The organism is Oceanimonas sp. GK1 (assembly GCF_000243075.1).
Lineage (GTDB): Bacteria > Pseudomonadota > Gammaproteobacteria > Enterobacterales > Aeromonadaceae > Oceanimonas.
The window spans coordinates 1-21,618 of the sequence record NC_016745.1; the positions used below are offsets into that span (position 1 = coordinate 1).

Here is a 21,618-nt window from a genome sequence, read left to right on the forward strand (position 1 = left end):
CTGCTTTCGCTGGTCAGGGCTGCGTATTCTACGCCGTCCTATTTATTCGTCAAGCATTGGAACCGAAGTTTTTACTGCTTGTTGACCGTGGCGTGTTCCGCCGTGTCAGTGAGGGCGCATTATAGGGAGCCGCGATTTTTGCGCAAGGGCTTTTTTGACAAAAAACGGGGTTTCAGCACCGAACGCTTATTAACCCAGCAAAATCACATGTTAGCCACAGAGTTATACACAGATCCTGCACTTTTATCTGGGTTTCGGTACTATATTGCCCTGTCAGCCCCCAATAAAGAGATGAAGGCATGAAATCATTAAAGGCATACCAGGGAATAGTTCCAACGCTGGGCGAGCGCGTGTTTGTAGAAGAGTCTGCCGTGCTCTACGGCGACATTACGCTGGGTGACGACAGTAGCATCTGGCCTCTGGTTGCCGCCCGAGGCGATGTGAACCACATTCGCATTGGTGCCCGTACCAATATTCAGGATGGCAGCGTGCTGCACGTCACCCGTAAAAGCGAATCACGCCCCGACGGCCTGCCTCTGCTGATCGGTGATGACGTAACGGTTGGCCACAAGGCCATGCTGCACGCCTGCACCATAGGAAACCGGGTACTGGTGGGCATGGGCGCCATTATTCTGGATGGTGCCGTAGTGGAAGACGATGTGATTATCGGTGCTGGCAGTCTGGTGCCGCCGGGCAAGCGGCTGGAAGCCGGCTTTTTGTATGTCGGCTCACCGGTGCGTCAAGCCCGGCCGCTGACCGAAGCAGAAAAAGCCTTTCTGCCCGAGTCGGCCGACAACTATGTACGCCTGAAAGATGAATATCTGCAGCAAGATTGAGGTGTGAGGTGTGAGGTGTGAAATATCTCCTCACTCCTCACCCTTTTCGCATCAGCAATTACAGGCTGATGCTGCCGTCCGGCGCAAAGGCCTCTTCTTCGATTCGTTCGCACACCAGCTCTTCGATATCGAAACGGACCTGCTCAAAAGCCAGGATCACACTGGCCTCGTCAGCCAGTTGCTGGCCGGACAGGTGCTCCAGCCGGTGCAACGCAATAAAGCAGGGAATTTGTCGTCCCTGCCAGTGGGTACTGAACGCCACCCGCTGATCATCGGGTTGCCAGTAAATTTCGTCACCGACGATGATGTCCTGATTCATTGTGCCTGCTCCAGCCTGGCCCTGAGCGCCAGCAACACCGGCTCCATGTCGGGGCGCACACCGCGCCAGAGATAGAAACTCTCCGCCGCCTGCCCCACCAGCATGCCCAGACCATCGTAACGTTTACTTACTCCCTGCTCGGCCGCCCAGCACAAAAAGGGAGTTTCTTCCCGGCCATACATCATATCGTAGACCTGAGTACCGGAATGACAAAGGCTGGCAGGCAGCGTTAGTCGCTCTCCCTGAAGGCTGGCGGAGGTACTGTTGATGATAAGATCAAAGGCACCCTGCAGATCATCCATTGTCTGGTGAGTCACCGGCCCCAGTCCGGCAAAGCGTGTTGCCAGCGCCTCGGCGCGGGCCTGGGTACGGTTGGCTACCACCAGCGCGGCCGGCCGTTCGGCCAGCAGCGGCCCCATCACGCCCCGGGCCGCCCCGCCCGCCCCCAACAGCAGAATGCGCTGCTCCGCCAGGGGTACGCCCAGGCGATGAAGATCCATCACCAGACCGGCGCCGTCGGTGTTGTCGGCCAACAGGCGGCCGTCTTCCAGCACCTTGAGGGTATTGACCGCCTCCGCCAGCGTGGCGCGCTCGCTCAGTTCATCGGCCACCGCCAGGGCATCGGTCTTGAACGGTACGGTAATATTGCAGCCACGCCCCCCTTCACGCACAAAATGACCCAGGCCGCCTTCAAAGTTGTCCAGCGGCAACAGCAGGCGCTCATAGCTCATGGCCTGCCCGGTCTGCTCGGCAAACGCCTGATGAATAAAGGGAGACTGACTGTGGGCAATGGGGTTACCGATAACGACATATCTGTCCATGATGGCTCTCGCTGCTGGTCGGGCGGCCGCCTGATCTCGGCGGCTAACCGTGATGTTCAAAGGGGATTGGAATTATATTGCCACGAACGGCGTTTTTTTGGTTGCATTAGCCGCTGAAACGAATAGATTTTGCGCTAACGAACAAAATAATTGTGGTTGGCCTTGGATACCGAACTTTTAAAAACCTTCCTGGAAGTGTCCCGTACCCGTCACTTCGGCAAGGCGGCAGAGCATCTTTATCTGACCCCCTCGGCGGTCAGCTTTCGCATTCGCCAGCTGGAAAGCCAGCTGGGGGTGACCCTGTTCACCCGGCTGCGCAACAACATTCAGCTGACTTCGTCCGGCGAGGCGCTGATCCCCCATGCCGAGTCCATGCTGCTGGCCTGGGCCCGGGCCCAGCACGAGGTGGCGCTGAGTGAACGGCAAACCCAGCAACTGGCGGTGGCCGGCACCGCCAACCTGTGGGACGCCTATCTGCAGAACGGCCTGCACCGGCTTTATTGCGAGCTGCCGGCGCTGTCGCTGCGGGCGGACATTCGCACGCCCGAGCAAATGACCCGGGCGCTGCTGAGCCGCACCCTGGATCTGGCCTTTCTCACGGATCCGGCCCGCATTGAGGGCGTACGTCATATCGCCACCCACACCATGGACCTGCAGCTGGTCTCCACCTACCCGGATCTCGATGCCGCCCGGGCCATGGCCCAGGACTATATTCGCATCGACTGGGGCACCGCCTTCAACACCCAGCACGCCAAATTGTTCAATACCGCCACCCCGCCGCTGTTGCACACCGGCTCGGTACGGATTGCCCTGGAATACCTGCTGCATCACGGTGGCAGCGCCTTTTTGCCGAGCTCGATGATCCGGCAATACCAGGATCAGGAGCGGCTGTTTCTGGTGGATGACGCCCCCACCATCAGCCGGGAGGTTTATGCCGCCTTTCTGCCCGGTGGCGAACGCCAGGCCTTGATCGACAAGGTGATCGAGCTGTTCGGTGCCTCCGAAGAGGCAACCGCTTAAACCCAGTCTCTGGGTTCCAGAAACGCCTGCAGCCGGGCCTCATTGGTGCCTGGCTCGGGCTGCCAGTTGTATTCCCAGCGCGCCAGCGGTGGCATCGACATCAAAATGGACTCGGTCCGCCCGCCGGTCTGCAGCCCAAACAGGGTGCCCCTGTCGTAGACCAGGTTAAACTCTACGTAACGCCCGCGCCGGTACAGCTGGAACTGGCGCTCGGTCTCGCCATAAGGGGTCTCCTTGCGGCGTTCGATGATCGGCAGGTAAGCATCCAGATACCCCTGCCCCACCGCCTGCATAAAGGCAAAACACTGCTCAAAGGGCCAGTCGTTGAGGTCATCAAAGAACAGGCCGCCAACTCCCCGGGTTTCATTCCGGTGTTTGAGGTAAAAATACCGGTCGCACCAGTCCTTGTATTTGGGGTAGACCTCCTCACCAAAGGGCTCGCACAGCGCCTTTGATACCCGGTGCCAGTGCCGGCAGTCGTCTTCCACCGGATAGAAGGGGGTCAAATCGAAGCCGCCGCCAAACCACCATACCGGATCGGCACCTTCCTTCTCGGCAATAAAAAAGCGTACATTGGCATGGCTGGTGGGTACATGGGGATTGTGCGGGTGGATCACCAGCGACACGCCCATGGCCTCAAAGGAACGACCGGCCAGCTCGGGCCGGTGTGCCGTGGCCGAGGCCGGCATGGCGGCACCGTATACGTGGGAGAAGTTCACGCCGCCCTGCTCGATCACGGCCCCGTTCCGCAGCACCCGGCTGCGGCCACCGCCACCCTCTTCCCGGCTCCAGTTGTCTTCCACAAAGCGCCCGGTGCCATCGGCCAGCTCCAGTTGCCGGCAGATACGGTCCTGCAGCTCCAGTAAAAACGCCTTCACGGCCGCGGTATCCGGTTTGGTACTCATCATGGTTCCTTGTTGATATGCAGTCAGGCCGGGCGCAGCACGGCGCCGGTAATGCCATCTCGAATAAGCGAGGGATTGGCCCGCCCCCCAGTGTTGCCCGGCAATATATAATCAAGTTCGTTCCCGAGCCGCCCGGCCAGCTCCTCGGCGCTGCGCGCCGGCTCTTCACCGCTTTTGTTGGCACTGGTCGAGACCAGCGGCTTGCCAAAGGCCAGGCAGAGATCGTGGGCCTGGGGATGATCGGTGACCCGCACCGCCAGCGAGTCAAAGCGGCCTTTCAGCCACTCGGGCACCTCGGGCCGGGCCGGAATAATCCAGGTATAGGGGCCCGGCCAGCTTTCCAGGATCACCTCCAGCCGCCCTTCCGGCAGCCGGGTCAGATCCAGATAGGGCAGCAACTGGCTGACATCGGCGGCGATCAGCACCAGCCCCTTGTCGACGGGGCGCTCCTTGATCGCCAGCACCCGCTGTACCGCCTCGCCGTTGTCGGGATCGCAGCCAATGCCAAACACCGCCTCGGTGGCATAGCCAATCACTCCGCCCTGCTCAAGCTGGTCAACGGCGGTAAAAAGCGCTTGCTGAGTCATTGAAACTGAATGTCCTTGTTGAATAAAAGCCGCTTACTGCTGGTAGCCACAGCCCTTGCAGGGGCAATGCAGGCGTCCCTTTCGCTCGGCCAGAATACCAAAGCCGCAGTCGGGACAGGCCTGGGCGACCGGTTTTTCATTGATGATATAACGGCAGCCGGGATAGGCATCGCAAGCATAGAAACGCTTGCCATAGCGGGACGTGCGGGCCACCAGATGACCCTTGCTGCACACCGGGCAGACCGGATCACTGTTGCCCTGATCATTGAGATCGGCCACGTAGTGACAGGCGGGGTAATGAGAGCAGCCGATAAAAAGCCCGTAGCGTCCCTTGCGAATGGCCAGGGTATGGCCACACAGGGGACAGGCGCTGCCTTCCAGCGGTTTCTCCACGTCTTCATCGTGTTCGATGACTTTCAGCGGGCGCAGGTAGTCACAATCGGGATAGGCAGAGCAGCCCAGAAAGGCGCCATGCCTGCCATGACGCAATTGCAGGGGCCGGCCACAGTCGGGGCAGGCCTCATCGGGCCGGGCCGGTGGCTTGCCACTGAACAGACTGGGATCAATTTTCGACATGCCGCGCCTCCGAATTCATCGCTCTGAATTCTACCAGCGCGGCCGGGTTCAGTGAACCGCTCCGTCGGGTTGATCGAACAACAGATCTTCCAGCTGGTGATAAGCCGACTCGCTGCCGGGTACATTGAACAGCACCATCAGCACCACCCACTTGAGGTCGTCAAGTTCGATGACCGGCGAGTCCAGTTCCATCACCCGATCGATCACTATCTCCCGAGTGTCGGCATTGAGTACCTTGATCTGCTCAAGAAACAGCAAAAAGCCGCGGCCCTCGGTATCAAGCTTGTACAGCTCTTCCGGGGTGTAGATACGAAATGAATCGGGGGCGGAACAGGCCCAGGACGGAGGTTCATCCGCTTCCTGCAGCTCGGCCAGACGTTCCAGCCAGGCCAGCGCCTTGAGGATTTCTTCCTTGTTGAAACCCGCTTCGGTCAGTTCTTCGGCGAGTTCATCCTGATCCACCATGGTGTCTACATCCGCATGGATGTAGGTCTCGAACAAGTACATCAGTACTTCGAACATGATCAGCTCCTCCTCGCTCTGACATAACCCCCAGGCACGGACTCCACCCAGCCAGCCAGTTCCAGCTCGACCAACCGGGTTATCACCTCATGCACCGGCTGCCGACAACGGCTTGCTATCACATCCAGCGCCGTTGCCTCTAAACCTACGGTATCCAACAAGTCCGGATAAGGCAATAATTGCTCCGTGGCGGTATGGTGAATTTTGACTGCCGCCGCAGAGAACTGCGCCAGTTCTTCGAGCACGTCGTCCGCCTCACACACCAACTTGGCCCCCTGCTGGATCAACCGGTTACAACCTGCTGCCTGCGGGTTTTGCCGGGCTCCGGGCACGGCAAACACTTCCCGGTTCTGCTCCAGGGCAAAGCGCGCGGTGATCAGCGACCCGCTGCGCTCGGCGGCTTCCATGACCAGCACGCCCAGGCTGAGACCGCTGATGATGCGGTTGCGGCGGGGAAACTGAAAAGCCTGGGGCTTTTCCCAGGGATAACATTCCGACAGCAGTGCACCACCGGCCTCGATAATCTGCCGGGCCAGGCGAGCATGGCGCTTGGGGTGGCACTGGGCCAGCCCGGAGCCGAACACCGCCAGGGTGGTGCCGCCGGCATTCAGGCTAGCCTGATGGGCCAGGCCGTCGATGCCCATGGCCAGCCCCGAGGTAATGGCCAGCCCCGCCTCCACCAGCGGCGGGATCAGGGTTTGGGTGTTTTCCTTGCCGACATAAGAAGGGTGGCGGCTGCCCACCACCGCCAGCTGGGGAAGATCCAGCACCTGCAGGTTGCCTTCCACAAACAGCAGCAAGGGGGCACCGGGCAGCCGGTTGAGCAAAACGGGGTAGCGTTCATCAGCGCGCGTCAATATATGCCGTTGGGGACCAGCCTGACACCACTGCAGCAACCGTTCCAGCAAGGCGTGCCGAGGCACCAGCAACTCGGTGCGCAACCCTTCGTCGATGCCCGCCTCGCGCAAGTGTTCAACATTTTGACAGCCGGCACCCAGCCGCTGCCACAGTGCCCAGCCACGCACCGGCCCCAGCCCGCGGGCCTGCTGCAAGGCAAGCCAGGGCAACAGGGAATGGGAGTCAAAGGCCCTGCTCGTCATATTCCGGCTCACCCAACTGATAGTGACGCTGCACCGGCTCCCGGCTGTCGAGCACCAGGGCCGCGCTGGCGTGTTCAAAGGTCTGGAACACCATGATCCGGGCCACCGCCAGGGGCGGCAGGGGGATCGACGTACCGCCCGGCGGGGCCGGGCGGTACACACCATAAAGGTCGCCCGTGCGCAGGCCGTCTTGCTGGCCCTTGTTCAACAGCACCACCTCATGGCGGGCGGCCACGGCCCCCTCATGGCCCATTGCCAGCACCCGGCCGTCGCCGAGGTCCGGGCCCGGTGCGGGCTGGTAAAACGCCGCCAACGCCTGCCCGGCCGACAGGGGCAGCAGCACATCGCCCGGCCGCATTTCCCGGCTCAGGCTGCGGATCTGCACGCTGGCAAAACGTGGCTCAAGCTGCTCACGCGCATGCACGACGCCCACCAGCATGGCCCGGTGACCATAAACCTCACGGCGGTGTTCGTCGGTCAGCCTGCCCCTGTGCCGATACACGCCATACAGCTGTCCGGGCTTGGTCCGGCCAGCCACGTAGGCCAGCTCGCCCTGGCGCAGCAGATCCCGTCCGTGCCGACTGCCCAGCAGCACCGGCGCCGAGGCCAGCTCGGCGGAGGACAGCAACTGGTAATCACGGGTGTAGTTGATGATGGCGGCCAGGGGCACCGTGGTTACCGCCGACTCGGGCCGCATGCGGGGCGACAACCTGACGACGCCGCCGGGCTGACCCGTGCCTTCGTGCACCAGCCGGGGCTCGCCGTTCACCCAGATCAGGGTCAGCCGGTCGCCGGGGTAAATCCGGTGGGGATTGGCAAGCTGAGGATTGGCCTGCCACAGCCGGGGCCACTGCCAGGGAGAAGCAAGAAAGCGGGCGGAAATATCCCACAGGGTATCCCCCTGACGCACGGTGTAACTGTCGGGATGGCTGGGTTTCAGCGCCAGGGTTCCGGCCTGAGGGGCGCCACAGATCAGCAGTAATATGCCGGTCAAAAGCCATGCTCTCGGTTTTATCATCCCTGCCGCCCCAGACATGCTGTTGGCCATAAATAACCACTCCTGCCGTGGTCTGCCGACTGTTGCTGATTTTTATGTCGCAAATGGCTAAAATACTGACAGTACCGAATACAGGAAAACAGTGTTGTTATGGCCAAAGTATTAGAAGTATTGCGCTTTCCCGATGAGCGGCTGCGTACCGTCGCCAAACCGGTTGACGCCTTCACCCCCGAGTTACAGACCATTGTAGATGATATGTTTGAGACCATGTATGCCGAAGAAGGCATAGGGCTTGCGGCCACCCAGGTCGACATTCATCAGCGCATTATCGTTATCGACGTGTCCGAGGATCGCGAGCATCCGCTGGTGCTGATCAACCCGGAGATCCTGGACAGCCACGGCAGCACCGGCATCGAGGAAGGCTGTTTGTCGGTGCCCGGCGCCCGCGCCCTGGTGCCCCGCGCCGAACGGGTGAAGGTTCGCGCTCAGGATCGCCACGGCGAGACCTTTGAGCTGGACGCCGACGATCTGCTGGCGATCTGCATTCAGCACGAGATGGATCACCTGATCGGCAAGCTGTTTGTCGACTACCTGTCGCCGCTCAAGCGCCAGCGTATTCGTCAGAAAATGGAAAAAATGACCCGCCAGGAACAGCACTGATTCACCGCTAAGGATTCCTCTTGAGCAAACTCAACCTCGTTTTTGCCGGCACGCCCGACTTTGCCGCCCGCCACCTGCAGGCGCTGCTGGATGCCGGCCACCATGTGATTGCCGTTTACACCCAGCCCGACCGCCCTGCCGGCCGGGGCAAGAAGCTCACCCCCAGCCCGGTCAAGGTCACCGCCGAGCAGGCCGGCCTGCCGGTATACCAGCCCCAGAGCCTGCGTGACGAAACCGCCCAGGCCGAGCTGGCGGCCCTCGGTGCCGACCTCATGGTGGTGGTAGCCTACGGCCTGATCCTGCCGCAAGTGGTGCTCGACACCCCGCGCCTGGGCTGCATTAACGTGCACGGCTCCCTGCTGCCCCGCTGGCGCGGTGCGGCCCCCATTCAGCGTGCCATCTGGGCCGGCGATGCCGCCACCGGCGTCACCATCATGCAGATGGACAAGGGCCTGGACACCGGCGCCATGCTGCACAAGGAAAGCCTGCCCATCGAGGCCGGTGATACCTCCGCCAGCCTGTATGAAAAGCTGGCCGTGCTCGGCCCACGAGCGCTGCTGCACACTCTTGGCCAGCTGGCCGACGGCAGCGCCGTGGCCGAACCGCAGAACGACGCCCTGGCCAACTACGCCGAGAAGCTGAGCAAGGAAGAGGCCCGCATCGACTGGACCCTGCCCGCCGCCCAGCTGGAGCGCTGCGTGCGCGCCTTCAACCCCTGGCCGGTGAGCTACTTTCTGGTCGGCGAGCACAACATCAAGCTGTGGCAGGCCGAGGTGCTGGATGAAGCCTCGGCTGCCGCCCCGGGCACCATCATCGCCGCCGGCAAAAATGGCATCGACGTGGCCACCGGCCAGGGCGTGCTGCGCCTGCTGAGCCTGCAACCGCCGGGCAAAAAGGCCATGAGCTGCCAGGATCTGCTCAACGCCCGCAAGGACTGGTTCACCCCCGGCAGCCAGCTGTCCTGACCACCGCCAACCAGAAGAGAACACCATGAAAACTCGCGCCGCCGCGGCCTCCGTGGTTCACCAGGTGATCAACCAGGGCCAGTCCCTTTCCACCCTGCTGCCCCGTTACCAGCAGGAGGTGGCCGCCAAGGATCGCGCCCTGTTGCAGGAGCTGTGTTTTGGCACCCTGCGCTGGTATAGCCGCCTCGACGCCATGGCCAAGCAACTGCTCGACAAGCCGCTCAAGGGCAAATACCAGCCGGTGCACGCCCTGCTGCTGGTAGGCCTGTACCAGTTGCTGTATACCCGCATTCCGGCCCATGCCGCCCTGGCGGAAACCGTCGCCGCCTGCAAGCGGCTCAAGGCCGAGCCTTTCAAGGGGCTGGTCAACGGCGTGCTTCGCAATGTGCAGCGCCAACAGCAGGAGCTGGAAGCCAAGGCCGATGCCCTGCCCCAACTGCGCCTGGCCCACCCCAACTGGCTGATGAAACGGCTGCAACAGGCCTATCCCGATCAGTGGGAAGCCATCATGGCGGCCAACAACCGCCATCCGCCCATGTGGATTCGGGTCAACGAAAACCATCACAGCCGGGAAGATTACTCGGCGCTGCTGGCGGAAAACGGCATCGAGGCCAACGCCGATCCCCTCGCCCCCCAGGCCCTGCGGCTGGCCCGGCCGGCGGACGTCACCACCCTGCCCGGCTTTGACCTGGGTCACTGCTCGGTGCAGGACGCCGCCGCCCAGATGGCGGCCCAGTTGCTGGACGCACAACCGGGCGAACTGGTGCTCGACGCCTGTGCCGCCCCCGGCGGCAAGACCGCCCATATTCTGGAACGCCAGCCGGCGCTGAGCCAGCTGGTGGCCATCGACATGGACGCCGACCGGCTGCAGCGGGTGCACCAGAACCTGGCGCGCATCGGCCTGACCGCCACCGTGCGGCAGGGCGACGCCGCTCACCCCGGCGACTGGTGGCAAGGGCCACAGTTCGATCGCATTCTGCTCGATGCCCCCTGCTCCGCCACCGGCGTGATCCGCCGCCATCCGGACATCAAGTGGCTGCGCCGGCCCGAGGACATCGCCCAGCTGGCCGCATTGCAATCGCAAATTCTCGATGCCCTGTGGCAACAACTGAAGCCCGGCGGTATGCTGCTGTACGCCACCTGCTCCATTTTGCCCGATGAGAACCGCGAGCAGATCAAGGCCTTTCTGGCCCGCACCCCGGACGCGGTGCACCGGCCCCTGCATGCCGGCGACACGCCGGACCAGCCGGGCTGGCAATTGCTGCCGGGTGAGGATGAGCGGGACGGTTTCTATTACGCCAGCATAGCGAAACAGGCATGAAAATCATCATTCTGGGGGCCGGCCAGGTGGGCGGCACCCTGGCGGAAAACCTGGTGGGTGAGAACAACGACATCACCATAGTCGACACCAACACCGAGCGCCTGCGCGAGCTGCAGGACAAGTACGACCTGCGGGTGGTCAACGGTCACGGCGCCTACCCGGCGGTGCTGCGCGAGGCCGGCGCCCAGGATGCCGACATGCTGGTGGCGGTCACCAACAGCGACGAAACCAACATGATCGCCTGTCAGGTGGCCTATTCCCTGTTCAACACCCCCAACAAGGTGGCCCGCATTCGCTCGCCGGAATTTCTGGCCGAGCGGGAGCGCCTGTTTCTGAACGAGGCCATTCCGGTCGATAACCTGATCGCCCCCGAACAGCTGGTCACCGAATACATCTACCGGCTGGTGCAATATCCGGGCGCCCTGCAGGTGGTGGACTTTGCCGAAGGCAAGGTTGGCCTGGTGGCGATCAAGGCCTATTACGGCGGGCCGCTGGTGGGCAACGCCCTGTCCACCCTGCGGGATCACATGCCCAGCATCGATACTCGGGTGGCCGCCATCTTCCGTCAGGACAGACCCATTCGCCCCCAGGGGACCACCATTATCGAGGCCGATGACGAGGTGTTTTTCGTCGCCGCCAGCGGTCACATTCGCGCGGTCATGTCGGAGCTGCAGCGGCTGGAAAACGACTACAAGCGCATCATGATTGTCGGCGGCGGCAACATCGGCGCCGGCCTGGCCCGGCGGCTGGAGCAGCGCTACTCGGTCAAGCTCATTGAGCACAACCCGGCCCGGGCCGAGCAGTTGTCGGAGCTGCTGGAGAACACCATCGTCTTCTGCGGCGATGCCTCGGATCAGGAGCTGCTGATCGAAGAGCACATCGACCAGGTGGACGTGTTTATCGCGGTCACCAACCAGGACGAGGCCAACATCATGTCGGCCATGCTCGCCAAGAAAATGGGGGCGCGCAAGGTGATGGTGCTGATCCAGCGCGGCGCCTATGTCGATCTGGTGCAGGGCGGTACCATAGACGTGGCCATCTCACCCCAGCAGGCCACCATTTCGGCACTGCTGACCCATGTGCGCCGGGCCGACATCGTCAACGTCTACTCCCTGCGCCGGGGCGCGGCCGAGGCCATTGAGGCCATCGCCCACGGCGACAGCACCACCTCCCGGGTGGTGGGGCGCAAGGTCGGCGATCTCAAGCTGCCGCCGGGCACCACCATCGGCGCCATTGTGCGCGGCGAAGAGGTGCTGATCGCCCACGACAAGACGGTGATCGAGCAAAACGATCATGTGGTGCTGTTTCTGGTCGACAAGAAGTTTATTCCGGAGGTGGAGCGGCTGTTTCAGCCCAGCCCCTTCTTTTTGTAACCGGCCTCGGCGGATGCGCCTTCAACACCGCCACTCCCGCCCTCCAGTTGTGCCACCGGGGCGCTGTCCCGGGCCTGTTCACGCAGGTGCTCGGGCAGCGGCTTGACCACCTCCACCCCCAATTCCCGAAACGCCTCGGCCTGGCGCACCAGGTTGCCCCGGCCGTGAGCCAGCCGTTTCATGGCCCGCTGGTAGCTGTCGTCGGCCCGGCGCAGCGAGGATCCCACCGCCTCCATGTCTTCGGTAAACAGCCGCAGTTTTTCATAGAGTTTGCCCGCCGACTCGGCAATACGCCGGGCGTTCTGGTTCTGCCGCTCCACCCGCCACAGGTTCTCGATGGTGCGCAGTGCCACCAGCAAATTGGTGGGGCTGACCAGCAGAATATTGTGGTCGAGGGCGTATTTCACCAACCCGGGCTCGTGCTCCACCGCCACCAGAAAGGCCGGCTCCACCGCCACGAACATCAGCACATAGTCCAGGGTGCGCACCCCCTGCAGCTGGTGATAATCCTTGCGCCCCAGCTCACGAATGTGGCCCCGCACCGAGGTCACATGCTCGCGCAGGGCCTGCTCGCGCTCGGCTTCGGTTTCCCCGTTGAAGTAACGCTCGTAGGCGGTGAGCGAGACCTTGGCGTCGATGATGATGTCCTTGTCCTGGGGCAGGTGCACAATCACATCGGGCTGGTAGCGCTTGCCGTCGGCGTTGGTCAGGCTTTGCTGAGTGCTGTATTCATGGCCTTCCCGTAAACCAGACTCAGACAGCACCCGTGACAGTACCACCTCGCCCCAGTTGCCCTGCTGCTTGCTGTCCCCCTTCAGGGCCCGCGTCAGGGCATGGGTGTCGGCGCTCATCTGCTTGTGCAGCTCGGCCAGGCGCTCGATTTCAAACTTCAGGCTGTGGCGCTGGCGGCTTTCGTCGGCGTAGGTTTCCTGCATGTTGCGGCGAAACCCCTCCAGCTGCTCCCTGAGCGGCCCCAGCAGGGCATCCAGGCTGGTCTGGTTCAGCTCCCGCAGATTGTGGGTCTTCTGCTCAAAGATGCGCTGGGCCAGGTTTTCAAACTGCTGCTGCAGCCGGGTTTCACTGGCCTCGAACTGGGCCTGTTTTTCCGCCGCCCACTGCCGCTCCTGGCGCAGCAGGGTTTCATACTCCTTGAGTCGGCCGTTCATCTTCAGCACCAGCTGCTGCTGTTGCTCCAGCCGCTGGCGGCTGTCCTGCAGCTCGGCACTGCGCTCTACCAGCGCCTGCTGCCAGTGTGCCCCCTGCTGGGTCGCCAGTTGCAGGCGCACGCCCATGGCCAGCCGGGTCAATCCCCAGCCGGCGAAGGCAGACAGGGCGGCCAGCCCCAGTGGCCAGTAGTGGGGCAACCAGTCGGTCATACTCATCTCCGTCTGGTGATCAGCGCCAGCACGCGACGGTTGAACCGCCACCACAACAGCACATAAAACAGGTAGAGGGACACCAGCACCCCTTTGTGATGATTGACGCCGTTATCGAACTCGGCGAGCGGCACACCCAGTATCTCCACATAGCCGAACACCAGCAGGGGAAACATCAGAAACACCGACCAGCGCCAGCACAACGCCAGGGCGGAAACCAGAAAACTGTCATTCACTGAAGCCGTCTCCACTCACCTTCTCTGTCACGAGCTTACCAGCGCCGGCCGGGAAATTCAGCTCACCGGCCAGGTAGTCCCGCAACAGCCCGGAGGGAATGGAGCTGATTGATGCCAGGGTAAAGGCCGCCCAGCGGCCGGCCTCGGTCAGGGCGTCGTCCATGGACGCACCGGCCACCAGGGCGTGGATCAGGCCACCGGCAAAGGCATCGCCGGCGCCGGTGGCATCCACCGCCGTGACCACCGGCGCCGGCACGCAAATGCGCCGTCCGGCAGAGATGGCCTCGGCACCGTCCTCTCCGTGGGTCAGCACCAGCCACTCCAGACCCTCGCCGGCCAGGGCCCGCGCCTGCTGCCAGGGGTCGGCCACCGCTCCCATGTCGGCGGCGGAAGCCATCATGATGCGGCAGGGCCGCGGCCAACGCCCGCCCCTGGGATACTGGCTGATCACCAGGCTATGGCGGTTCATGGCATCCATATAGGTGGCGACCTCGGCCCCTTCGGTGTTGACATAAAGGCAGTCAACGGGGGCCTGAGGCAGCCGGGCCGGCAACGCCGGCGCGCGGGCCTGGCGCAGTATGGTCCGCTCCCCCTGGCTGTCTACCAGCACCAGCAACTCGCCGGTGGCGTCGTCAACCCGCTCCACGTGGTCCAGGTTCAGCCCCAGTGCCTCGGCTTGCTGCAGCAGCCAGTCACCGGTAGGGTCCCGGCCCACTCGCGCCAGCACCGTCACCCGGTGCCCGGCCCAGCACAGTCCGGCGCCGGTATTGGCCGCCCCGCCCCCGAGCCGGCGCCCGGCATCCCGGTAGTGCAGCCGCGCCCCCGCCGTCAGGGGCGCGTCCAGCTGCAACACATGATCGCAGTTCAGATTGGCCAGCAGCATGATGTTCTTTTTAATGGTGTTGGCTCCCGGCATGATGATTCTCGACTGACATAAGGGCCGCATCTTACCGCCCGGCTCCCCCCCGGCACCAGCCCCTGATTGCCTTTCCCTTGATGCAGGTCAACCCGAAAGGACTCACAAGACTACCTTTGACGTTCTGAGTCCTGCTATGCTGCCCTGGCGATCAATACGGTCGCCATTTAGTCAAAATAGCAACAAGCATGGGACGCTTCAGCCCGCGGTTCGGGCTTAAAAGCCACCCTCAACCCGCACGAGGATGGATATGCAATTTTTCAATAACCTCAGTCTGCGCAACAAGCTGATGGCCATGGTCGTGACCCTGTTTATCGGCCTGCTGCTGGTACAGGGCTCGGCCATGAGCAGCCTGCACAACGAGCTGCTCAGTGCTCGCAAGGAAAAGGTGCAGGAACAGGTGGAAACCACGATTTCCCTGATCAACCACTTTTATGAGCAACGCCAGCAACTGGGCGAGAGCCAGAGCCGCCAGCTGGCGCTGGAAGCCGTGCGCGCCCTGCGCTATGGCAGCGAAGGCTACATGTGGATCAACGACATGCAGCACCGGCTGGTGATGCATCCGAAAAAGCCCGAGGAGGAAGGCCGCGACATGACCCGGGTGACCGACGCCGACGGCCGCCACCACTGGCAGGCCATGGTCACCACCGTCGCCAGCAACGGCGCCGGCTTTGTGGACTACACCTATATCGGCCCCCAGTTCGACCGTCCGCAACAGAAAGTCTCCTATGTACAGGGCTTTGCCCCCTGGGGCTGGGTGGTGGGCAGCGGCGTTTACCTGAGCGACGTCAATACCCTGTTCTGGCAGCAGGCGGGCAAATCCCTGGGGCTGCTGATGCTGGTGGTGCTGCTGGCGCTGGCACTGATCATCATCATTACCCGCTCCCTTACCTTTTCGGTGGCCCGGGTGCAGGAAGTGATCGCCCGCTTTGGCAAGGGCGATCTCGGTGCCCGTACCGGCGCCACCCGCACCGATGAAATCGGCCAGCTGTCCCGGGGAGTGGATGCCATGGGCGATCAGCTTTGCGCCCTGTTGACCCAGGTGCGCGAGGCCGCCACCCTGCTGGACGGCGAGGCCGAGGGCTTGAGCGTGAAAAGCAAACAGACCCGTGCCAGCATGCAAAGTCAGTTCAACGAGGTGGACCAGGTGGCCACCGCCATGAACGAGATGAACGCCACCGTGCACGAAGTGGCCCGCCACGCCAACGACGCCTCGGCGGCGGCGGAAAAGGCCAACCAGGAAGCCAACATGGGCCACGATGACGTGGTGCGCAGCATCGACAGCATGCAGCAACTGGCCGATTCGGTGGGCGAAGCGGGCCAGGCCATGCAGGAGCTGGAAAGCCAGACCCGGCAGATCGATTCGGTGGTGGAGGTCATTCGCAACATCTCCGAACAGACCAACCTGCTGGCCCTCAACGCCGCCATTGAAGCGGCCCGGGCCGGCGAATCGGGACGGGGCTTTGCGGTGGTGGCCGACGAGGTGCGCTCCCTGGCCCTGCGTACGCAGGAGTCGACCGGTGAAATCCAGCGCATGATCCAGCAGTTGCAAAGCCATGCCGGTACCGTGGCAGAACACATGACCAACAGTCAGGAGCAGGCCGCCATCAGCATGGACGTGGTGCGCGCCGCCGGCCGAGATCTGGAGCAGATCCTCAACGAGGTACAGAGCATCAATGACATGAACGCCCAGATAGCCACCGCTTCGGAAGAGCAGTCGGCGGTGGCGGAAGAGATCAACCGCAACCTGATCAACATCAACGAAGGATCCCGGGAAGCACTGCAGGTGGCGGATCTGATCTCCGAAAGCAGCCAACGGGTGTATCAGTCTTCCAACCAGCTGACCCGGCACATCGCCCACTTTAAACTCGAGCGCAACGACGGGACCGCGGCCCGGCGCGAGCCCCAGGGGCTGACCGAAGCCAGGACCTGATCAAAAACGCCGCTCCATTGAAGCGGCGTTTTGTTATTCAGGAAAGTGGCGGGATCAGCCCTTCAGCACCTTGTCCAGCGCGGCTTCAAACGTCGCCACGGTGCGGTCCACATTCTTCAGCTTGTCGAGACCGAACAGACCGAGACGGAAGGTCTGGAAGTCGGCGGGCTCGTCGCAGGCCAGCGGCACACCGGCGGCGATTTGCAGGCCCTCGGCGGCAAACTTGCTGCCGCTCTTGATACCGGCGTCGTCGGTGTAGCACACCACCACACCCGGCGCGGCAAAGCCATCGGCGGCGACGCTCTTGATGCCCCGCGCCGCCAGCGCCGCCCGCACCCGATCCCCCAGTTCCTGCTGACGCTGTTTCATCAGCGCAAAGCCCAGCTCCCGGCTCTCGACAATGGTATCGCGGAACGCCGTCAGGGCGTCGGTGGGCATGGTGGCGTGATAGGCATGACCACCCTGCTCGTAGGTTTCCATGATCTGCAGCCATTTCTTCAGATCAAGGGCAAAGCTGCTGCTTTGGGTATCTTCAATGCGCTCCCGGGCGAGCCGGCTCAGCATCACCAGACCGCAGCAGGGCGAGCTGCTCCAGCCCTTTTGCGGCGCGCTCAGCAGAATGTCGACCCCACAGGCTTCCATGTCCACCCAGATGGTGCCGGAGGCGATGCAGTCGATCACCAGCAGGCCGCCCACCTCATGCACGGCGTCGGCCATGGCACGCAGGTAGTCGTCGGGCAGCATCATGCCGGCCGCGGTTTCCACGTGGGCGGCAAACACCAGATCGGGTTTTTGCTCACGAATGGCGGCCACCACCTCCTCAATGGGCGCCGGCGCCATGGCGGCCTGAGGACCGTCTTCAATGGTGCGGGCCTTGAGCACGGTTTCCGACGCCGGAATATTGCCGGCTTCAAAAATCTGGCTCCAGCGGTAGCTGAACCAGCCGTTGCGCACCACCAGGCAGCGTTTGCCGGTGGCAAACTGGCGGGCGACCGCTTCCATGCCAAAGGTACCGCTGCCGGGCACGATCACCGCCGAGTGGGCGTGATAGAGCGTTTTCAGGTTGGCGGAAATGTCCTTCATCACCTGCTGAAAACGCGCAGACATGTGGTTAAGCGCGCGGTCGGTATAGACCACGGAATATTCCAGCAGACCATCGGGGTCGATATTGGGCAGCAATCCGGACATAATCACCTCTTCAAACGTAGTCGATACTGAAAACAGGGCCGCGGGCGCGCCGCCGAACACTCCCAAGAATGGCACAATCTCCATTCAAAGGGCTACCTCTCAATTGAGTCTTGTGAGGCAGGGGTGAAACGCGGCCGGGCAGAACCGTCAATAATGCCCAACCCGTTGCAAAACAGCAAAAAAACCATCAACAAAACTAAATATCAAGCAAATATGCAAAACTTAAAACTATTTTTAAGTTTTCAGGCAAATTAAATAACCACTCAAGAGAACACTCATGAACGAAACATTCAGCCTGGAAGGCAACGACTTTATTCCCCTGTGCAACCTGCTGAAGGTGCTGGGCTGGTGCGACTCGGGCGCCATGGCCAAGGGAGTGATCGACGACGGCGCCGTCACCGTAAACGGCCAGGTGGAAGTGCGCAAGCGCTGCAAGATAGTGGCGGGGCAGACCGTCCACTTCAACGGCCAGACGGTGACAGTCACCGAATAAGCACAACAAGGGGCCGTCCGGCCCCTTTTGCTTTGAGGGGGAATAGCTACAGCACCTGAGCCGCAATCCAGCCAAACAGGATCAGCGGAATATTGTAGTGAATAAAAGTAGGGATCACAGAGTCGCGAATGTGATCATGCTGACCATCCACGTTCAGTCCGGCGGTAGGCCCCAGCGTCGAGTCGGACGCCGGAGAGCCCGCATCCCCCAAGGCGCCGGCGGTACCCACCAGGGCAATAGTGGCCATGGGGGAAAAGCCGAAACTCAGTGCCATGGGCACAAAGATGGCGGCAATAATCGGCACGGTGGAAAACGACGAGCCAATGCCCATGGTAATAAACAGTCCGACCAGCAGCATCATCAGTGCGGCCATGGACGGACTGTCGCCAATCAGGCTGCTGGCCCCCGCCACCAATTCGGGAATGGTGCCGGTGGCCTTCATGACCCCGGCAAAGCCCGAGGCGGCGATCATAACAAAGCCGATAAAGGCCATCAGCCGCATGCCCTGAGTAAACACATCGTCTTGCTCCTTCCACCTGAACAGGCCGTTAATCGACAACAGGCTGAAGCCCAGCAGGCCACCCAGCACCATGGATCCGGTCAGCACCTGTACCGTCAGCGCCCCCACCACCGCCGCCGCCAGCACCGCAATCTGTAGCCCGGACAGCGATCCGGCCGTGTGCTGCTGTTCGTCATTGCCGCCCATGACCGGCTGGTGATACTCCACCTGATGGTAATCCCGAGGTTTGCGGTAACTGAAGAACACCGCCACCAGCAGCCCGGCCACCATGCCCAGGGCAGGGATCAGCATGGCTTTGGGCGCCATGCCATAGCTCACCTCAAGCCCCAGACCGGCACCGGCTTCATTGACGTTCTGGGTCAGAATATCGTTGAGAAAGATGGCGCCAAAACCCACCGGGGTAATCATGTAGGGAATGACAATACTGAAAGTCAGCACGCAGGCAATGATGCGCCGGTCCAGCTTCATCATGTTCATCAGCCCCAGCAGCGGCGGGATCAGCATGGGAATAAAGGCGATATGAATGGGCACTATGGTATCGGCGGAAAAGCCGATCACCACCAGGGCCCCGTAAATGCCCCATTTGACGTATTTCATGCGGGTGGCATCTTCACCCGCGCCAATCAGCCGCAGGATGCGTGCCGCCACCAGATCGGCAATACCGGTGCGCGACAGCGCCACCGCAAAGGCGCCCAGAGTGGCCGACGCCAGCGCCACCACGGCGCCACTGCCCAGACCGCCGTTAAAGGCGGCAATAATGTCATTCACCGGCATGCCCGCATGCAGGCCGCCCACCAGAGCAGAAATCACCAGGGCAATCACCACCGGCACCCGTAACAGGCTCAGGCCCGTCATGATCAGTACGGCCAATACTATGGTATTCATCGACACCTCCATGTCGTTTGCTTCCAACACTCCCCGCGCCCCGGCAAACCGGGGCAGACGGCCGGCCATGCCGTCCGTCTGTAAACCACGGACTTACAGACGGCCGTAAAAGGTCAGCCGGGCATTTTCCGACAGCGCCACGCCGGGCCGGTTGTTGTAGGCCAGCACCACCAGCATGCGGGTGATGTCGCCTTCGGTGGGCGTGACCCTGTGTATGGCGTTGCGGCCACGGAACAGCACCAGAGTGCCGGCATCCATGTTCAGCTTCTTGGGGGTGACCTCACCCGCCAGCACACGGTGCACTCCTTCGAAGTTCATGTCGCCGCGATCGGCATCGCGCAGGTTTTCCACGTATTCAAACACACCACCGCCGGCGGGTTTCTGGATCAGCAGGGTGGTGGCGAAGGAAGAATTATCAAAATGCCAGCCCAGCTCCTGGCCCTCACTGGCGTAATGCAGGTTGATGGACGACAGCGGATCGGCGTATTCATAGAGGGTTTCTTCCAGCACCTCGCCGAGAAACTCGCGGAATACCTCAGCATCGTAAAGGGTGCGCAGGGGCGTATCATGGCCGACGATATCATCGGTGATACAGCCCTTGGAGGAGGTGACCTTAGCGTTGCGCGGATGATCCTCGGCAAACGCCGGATCGGATTCGGAAAGATACACATTGTGCTGCTTGGCGGTGTAATGAGCCAGGTGCTGCTTGGCCAGGCCGTCCTGCCTTACCTGCTCCACCACCTCCGGCCTCATAAAACCCGGCAGCACCAGGGCGCCGGTCTGCTCCAGGGTCTGGCGGCAACGGGCGCGAAAGGCGGGGTCGTCAATGGGGTAGACACTCCAATCGACAATGCCCTGCAGCTTGTCCAGATCGCGGATGGGTGTCGGCTCGCTCAGGTTGCTCATATTATTGCTCCGGTCAGTTTAGGTCTTGGGGATTACTGCCCAGTCACCATACAAAACCCGACCGGAACCCAATAACGATAAAAACTTAACCCCTCATTAACATTTATTAACCCTCATCACCTCCGGCAAACTTGATTCATGCCCGGCAGGCTCGCATGATCACCCAACCTGTGCCTCAGGACGCAACATGACAAGGAAGGAATGTAATGGAGCAACCCAGTCACCGTCTGCCCAAACTGAGCAACATCATGGCCTTTGAGACCGCCGCCAAAACCGGCAGCCTGGCCGGCGCCGCCGATATTCTGTGCCTGACCCCGGCTGCCGTCAGCCAGCAGATCCGCCAGCTTGAGGATCATCTGGGGGTCAAGCTGTTCCTGCGTTCCAAGCACGGGGTGGAGCTGACCGAGGCAGGCACCAGCTACCTCACCTTTACCCAGGAAGCCTTTGAGTCGCTGCGGGTGGGGCAGCAGAGTCTGGCCCGCTATCAGGGTGAGCAGGTACTGACCATCACCGCCCTGCCCACCCTGGCCAGCCGCTGGCTCATGCCGCGCCTGCACCAGTGGATGGCCCGGCATCCTCATATTCAGCTGCGGGTACAGGGCACGCACAGCCAGATTGACTTCGGCAACGATCCTACCGACTTCTATCTGTCCTTTGGCGATGAGCACTACTCGTCCCAGCATTGTGTTGAGCTGTTCCGGGACAGAGTGATGGCGGTATGCAGCCCGGCACTCCTGCCCAATGGCAAGGTGATAGACTCATTTGAATGGATTGGCAGCCATGCCATGATCCATGTGGACTGGGGCCGGGACGGGCGCTTTCTGCCGGACTGGAGCGAATGGCTGCAGGCCGCGGGACACACGGCCAGCCCGGCCCGCCCCGGGCCATCCTTTAATCTGTCGTCCATGGCCATCGATGCTGCCCTCGCCGGCTGCGGTCTACTACTGGGCCAGCGCGCCTTTATTCGCGACGAGCTGTCCGACGGCCGGCTGGTAGCTCTGTCGGACGTGACCCTGCCACTAAACAAAGCGTATTATCTGGTGTACCCGGAGCGGGTGATGGGCAAGCCCGGCGCGCGGGAGCTGGTGAACTGGCTGCGCGAACAGGCCAACAACGAAGAATAATACGGGACAATGCAAACAAAAAAGCCCCGCATTGCTGCG

The 21,618-nt window shown here is 62.1% G+C and carries 23 protein-coding genes; 9 read left to right on the forward strand and 14 right to left on the reverse strand.

Features of this window, described 5'->3' with window-relative positions; genetic code table 11:
- Positions 1-299 precede the first annotated feature (299 nt).
- Positions 300-836: a gamma carbonic anhydrase family protein gene (locus GU3_RS00005; protein WP_014290495.1), complete on the forward strand. Its 537-nt coding sequence runs from the start codon at positions 300-302 to the stop codon at positions 834-836.
- 58 nt (positions 837-894) lie between these two features.
- On the opposite strand, the gene GU3_RS00010 is transcribed toward GU3_RS00005, so the two are convergent.
- A complete protein-coding gene (locus tag GU3_RS00010; RefSeq protein ID WP_014290496.1) occupies positions 895-1,155 on the reverse strand; it encodes a DUF1488 domain-containing protein in 261 nt (86 codons plus the stop codon).
- A complete protein-coding gene (aroE, locus tag GU3_RS00015) occupies positions 1,152-1,976 on the reverse strand; it encodes a shikimate dehydrogenase (protein ID WP_014290497.1) in 825 nt (274 codons plus the stop codon). The genes GU3_RS00010 and aroE overlap by 4 nt, the downstream gene beginning before the upstream one ends.
- 162 nt (positions 1,977-2,138) lie before the next feature.
- On the opposite strand from aroE, the gene hdfR reads away from it, so the two are divergent.
- Positions 2,139-2,996, forward strand: coding sequence for an HTH-type transcriptional regulator HdfR (gene hdfR, locus GU3_RS00020; protein ID WP_041543372.1), 858 nt, complete (start codon positions 2,139-2,141; stop codon positions 2,994-2,996).
- Here the strand turns inward: hdfR and hemF are convergent.
- The 6 genes from hemF to GU3_RS17420 are packed head-to-tail and all read right to left on the reverse strand — an operon-like array spanning position 2,993 to position 7,680.
- Positions 2,993-3,901 carry an oxygen-dependent coproporphyrinogen oxidase gene (gene hemF, locus GU3_RS00025; protein ID WP_014290499.1) on the reverse strand — a complete coding sequence of 303 codons (909 nt, stop codon included), beginning with the start codon at positions 3,899-3,901 and terminating at the stop codon, positions 2,993-2,995. The two genes, hdfR and hemF, sit on opposite strands and share 4 nt — an antisense overlap.
- A gap of 23 nt (positions 3,902-3,924) precedes the next feature.
- Positions 3,925-4,488, reverse strand: a complete 564-nt coding sequence (locus tag GU3_RS00030; protein WP_014290500.1) for an L-threonylcarbamoyladenylate synthase — start codon at positions 4,486-4,488, stop codon at positions 3,925-3,927.
- Between the two features lie 33 nt (positions 4,489-4,521).
- Positions 4,522-5,064 carry a type I DNA topoisomerase gene (locus GU3_RS00035; RefSeq protein WP_014290501.1) on the reverse strand — a complete coding sequence of 181 codons (543 nt, stop codon included), beginning with the start codon at positions 5,062-5,064 and terminating at the stop codon, positions 4,522-4,524.
- Positions 5,065-5,112: 48 nt separating this feature from the next.
- Positions 5,113-5,586, reverse strand: coding sequence for a DUF494 family protein (locus GU3_RS00040; RefSeq protein ID WP_014290502.1), 474 nt, complete (start codon positions 5,584-5,586; stop codon positions 5,113-5,115).
- Positions 5,587-5,588: 2 nt separating this feature from the next.
- Complete coding sequence (dprA, locus tag GU3_RS00045; protein WP_014290503.1) at positions 5,589-6,686, reverse strand: DNA-processing protein DprA; 1,098 nt, start codon at positions 6,684-6,686, stop codon at positions 5,589-5,591.
- Positions 6,667-7,680 carry a LysM peptidoglycan-binding domain-containing protein gene (locus GU3_RS17420; RefSeq protein WP_014290504.1) on the reverse strand — a complete coding sequence of 338 codons (1,014 nt, stop codon included), beginning with the start codon at positions 7,678-7,680 and terminating at the stop codon, positions 6,667-6,669. Before GU3_RS17420 ends, dprA begins: the two co-directional genes overlap by 20 nt.
- 153 nt (positions 7,681-7,833) lie before the next feature.
- On the opposite strand from GU3_RS17420, the gene def reads away from it, so the two are divergent.
- Genes def through trkA form a run of 4 tightly spaced genes read left to right on the forward strand, consistent with a single transcriptional unit; the run spans position 7,834 to position 12,002 of the window.
- The gene (gene def, locus GU3_RS00055; RefSeq protein WP_014290505.1) at positions 7,834-8,343 is read left to right on the forward strand and encodes a peptide deformylase; all 510 of its coding nucleotides are present in this window, start codon (positions 7,834-7,836) and stop codon (positions 8,341-8,343) included.
- A gap of 20 nt (positions 8,344-8,363) precedes the next feature.
- The gene (gene fmt / locus GU3_RS00060; RefSeq protein ID WP_014290506.1) at positions 8,364-9,308 is read left to right on the forward strand and encodes a methionyl-tRNA formyltransferase; all 945 of its coding nucleotides are present in this window, start codon (positions 8,364-8,366) and stop codon (positions 9,306-9,308) included.
- A gap of 25 nt (positions 9,309-9,333) precedes the next feature.
- Positions 9,334-10,629 (forward strand): 16S rRNA (cytosine(967)-C(5))-methyltransferase RsmB, encoded by a 1,296-nt coding sequence (rsmB, locus tag GU3_RS00065; RefSeq protein ID WP_014290507.1) that lies wholly within the window; start codon positions 9,334-9,336, stop codon positions 10,627-10,629.
- Positions 10,626-12,002, forward strand: coding sequence for a Trk system potassium transporter TrkA (trkA, locus tag GU3_RS00070; RefSeq protein WP_014290508.1), 1,377 nt, complete (start codon positions 10,626-10,628; stop codon positions 12,000-12,002). Before rsmB ends, trkA begins: the two co-directional genes overlap by 4 nt.
- On the opposite strand, the gene rmuC is transcribed toward trkA, so the two are convergent.
- The 3 genes from rmuC to GU3_RS00085 are packed head-to-tail and all read right to left on the reverse strand — an operon-like array spanning position 11,978 to position 14,530.
- Positions 11,978-13,378, reverse strand: a complete 1,401-nt coding sequence (rmuC, locus tag GU3_RS00075; protein ID WP_014290509.1) for a DNA recombination protein RmuC — start codon at positions 13,376-13,378, stop codon at positions 11,978-11,980. The two genes, trkA and rmuC, sit on opposite strands and share 25 nt — an antisense overlap.
- A 2-nt stretch (positions 13,379-13,380) precedes the next feature.
- Positions 13,381-13,614, reverse strand: coding sequence for a hypothetical protein (locus tag GU3_RS00080; protein WP_014290510.1), 234 nt, complete (start codon positions 13,612-13,614; stop codon positions 13,381-13,383).
- Positions 13,607-14,530, reverse strand: coding sequence for a PfkB family carbohydrate kinase (locus GU3_RS00085; RefSeq protein WP_014290511.1), 924 nt, complete (start codon positions 14,528-14,530; stop codon positions 13,607-13,609). The genes GU3_RS00080 and GU3_RS00085 overlap by 8 nt, the downstream gene beginning before the upstream one ends.
- A gap of 250 nt (positions 14,531-14,780) precedes the next feature.
- Here GU3_RS00085 and GU3_RS00090 point away from each other — a divergent pair, with 250 nt between their 5' ends.
- Positions 14,781-16,463, forward strand: coding sequence for a methyl-accepting chemotaxis protein (locus GU3_RS00090; protein ID WP_014290512.1), 1,683 nt, complete (start codon positions 14,781-14,783; stop codon positions 16,461-16,463).
- Positions 16,464-16,517: 54 nt separating this feature from the next.
- On the opposite strand, the gene GU3_RS00095 is transcribed toward GU3_RS00090, so the two are convergent.
- Positions 16,518-17,651, reverse strand: a complete 1,134-nt coding sequence (locus GU3_RS00095; protein WP_014290513.1) for an aminotransferase class V-fold PLP-dependent enzyme — start codon at positions 17,649-17,651, stop codon at positions 16,518-16,520.
- A gap of 277 nt (positions 17,652-17,928) precedes the next feature.
- Between GU3_RS00095 and ybcJ the strand changes: the two genes are divergently transcribed.
- Positions 17,929-18,144 carry a ribosome-associated protein YbcJ gene (gene ybcJ / locus GU3_RS00100; RefSeq protein WP_014290514.1) on the forward strand — a complete coding sequence of 72 codons (216 nt, stop codon included), beginning with the start codon at positions 17,929-17,931 and terminating at the stop codon, positions 18,142-18,144.
- 46 nt (positions 18,145-18,190) lie between these two features.
- Here ybcJ and GU3_RS00105 read toward each other — a convergent pair whose 3' ends face one another.
- Positions 18,191-19,549 carry a Na+/H+ antiporter family protein gene (locus GU3_RS00105; protein WP_041543382.1) on the reverse strand — a complete coding sequence of 453 codons (1,359 nt, stop codon included), beginning with the start codon at positions 19,547-19,549 and terminating at the stop codon, positions 18,191-18,193.
- A gap of 93 nt (positions 19,550-19,642) precedes the next feature.
- On the reverse strand, positions 19,643-20,455 hold the full coding sequence (locus GU3_RS00110; protein ID WP_014290516.1) for a hypothetical protein: 813 nt from the start codon (positions 20,453-20,455) through the stop codon (positions 19,643-19,645).
- A gap of 206 nt (positions 20,456-20,661) precedes the next feature.
- On the opposite strand from GU3_RS00110, the gene GU3_RS00115 reads away from it, so the two are divergent.
- Positions 20,662-21,579 (forward strand): LysR substrate-binding domain-containing protein, encoded by a 918-nt coding sequence (locus GU3_RS00115; RefSeq protein ID WP_014290517.1) that lies wholly within the window; start codon positions 20,662-20,664, stop codon positions 21,577-21,579.
- Positions 21,580-21,618 lie beyond the last annotated feature (39 nt).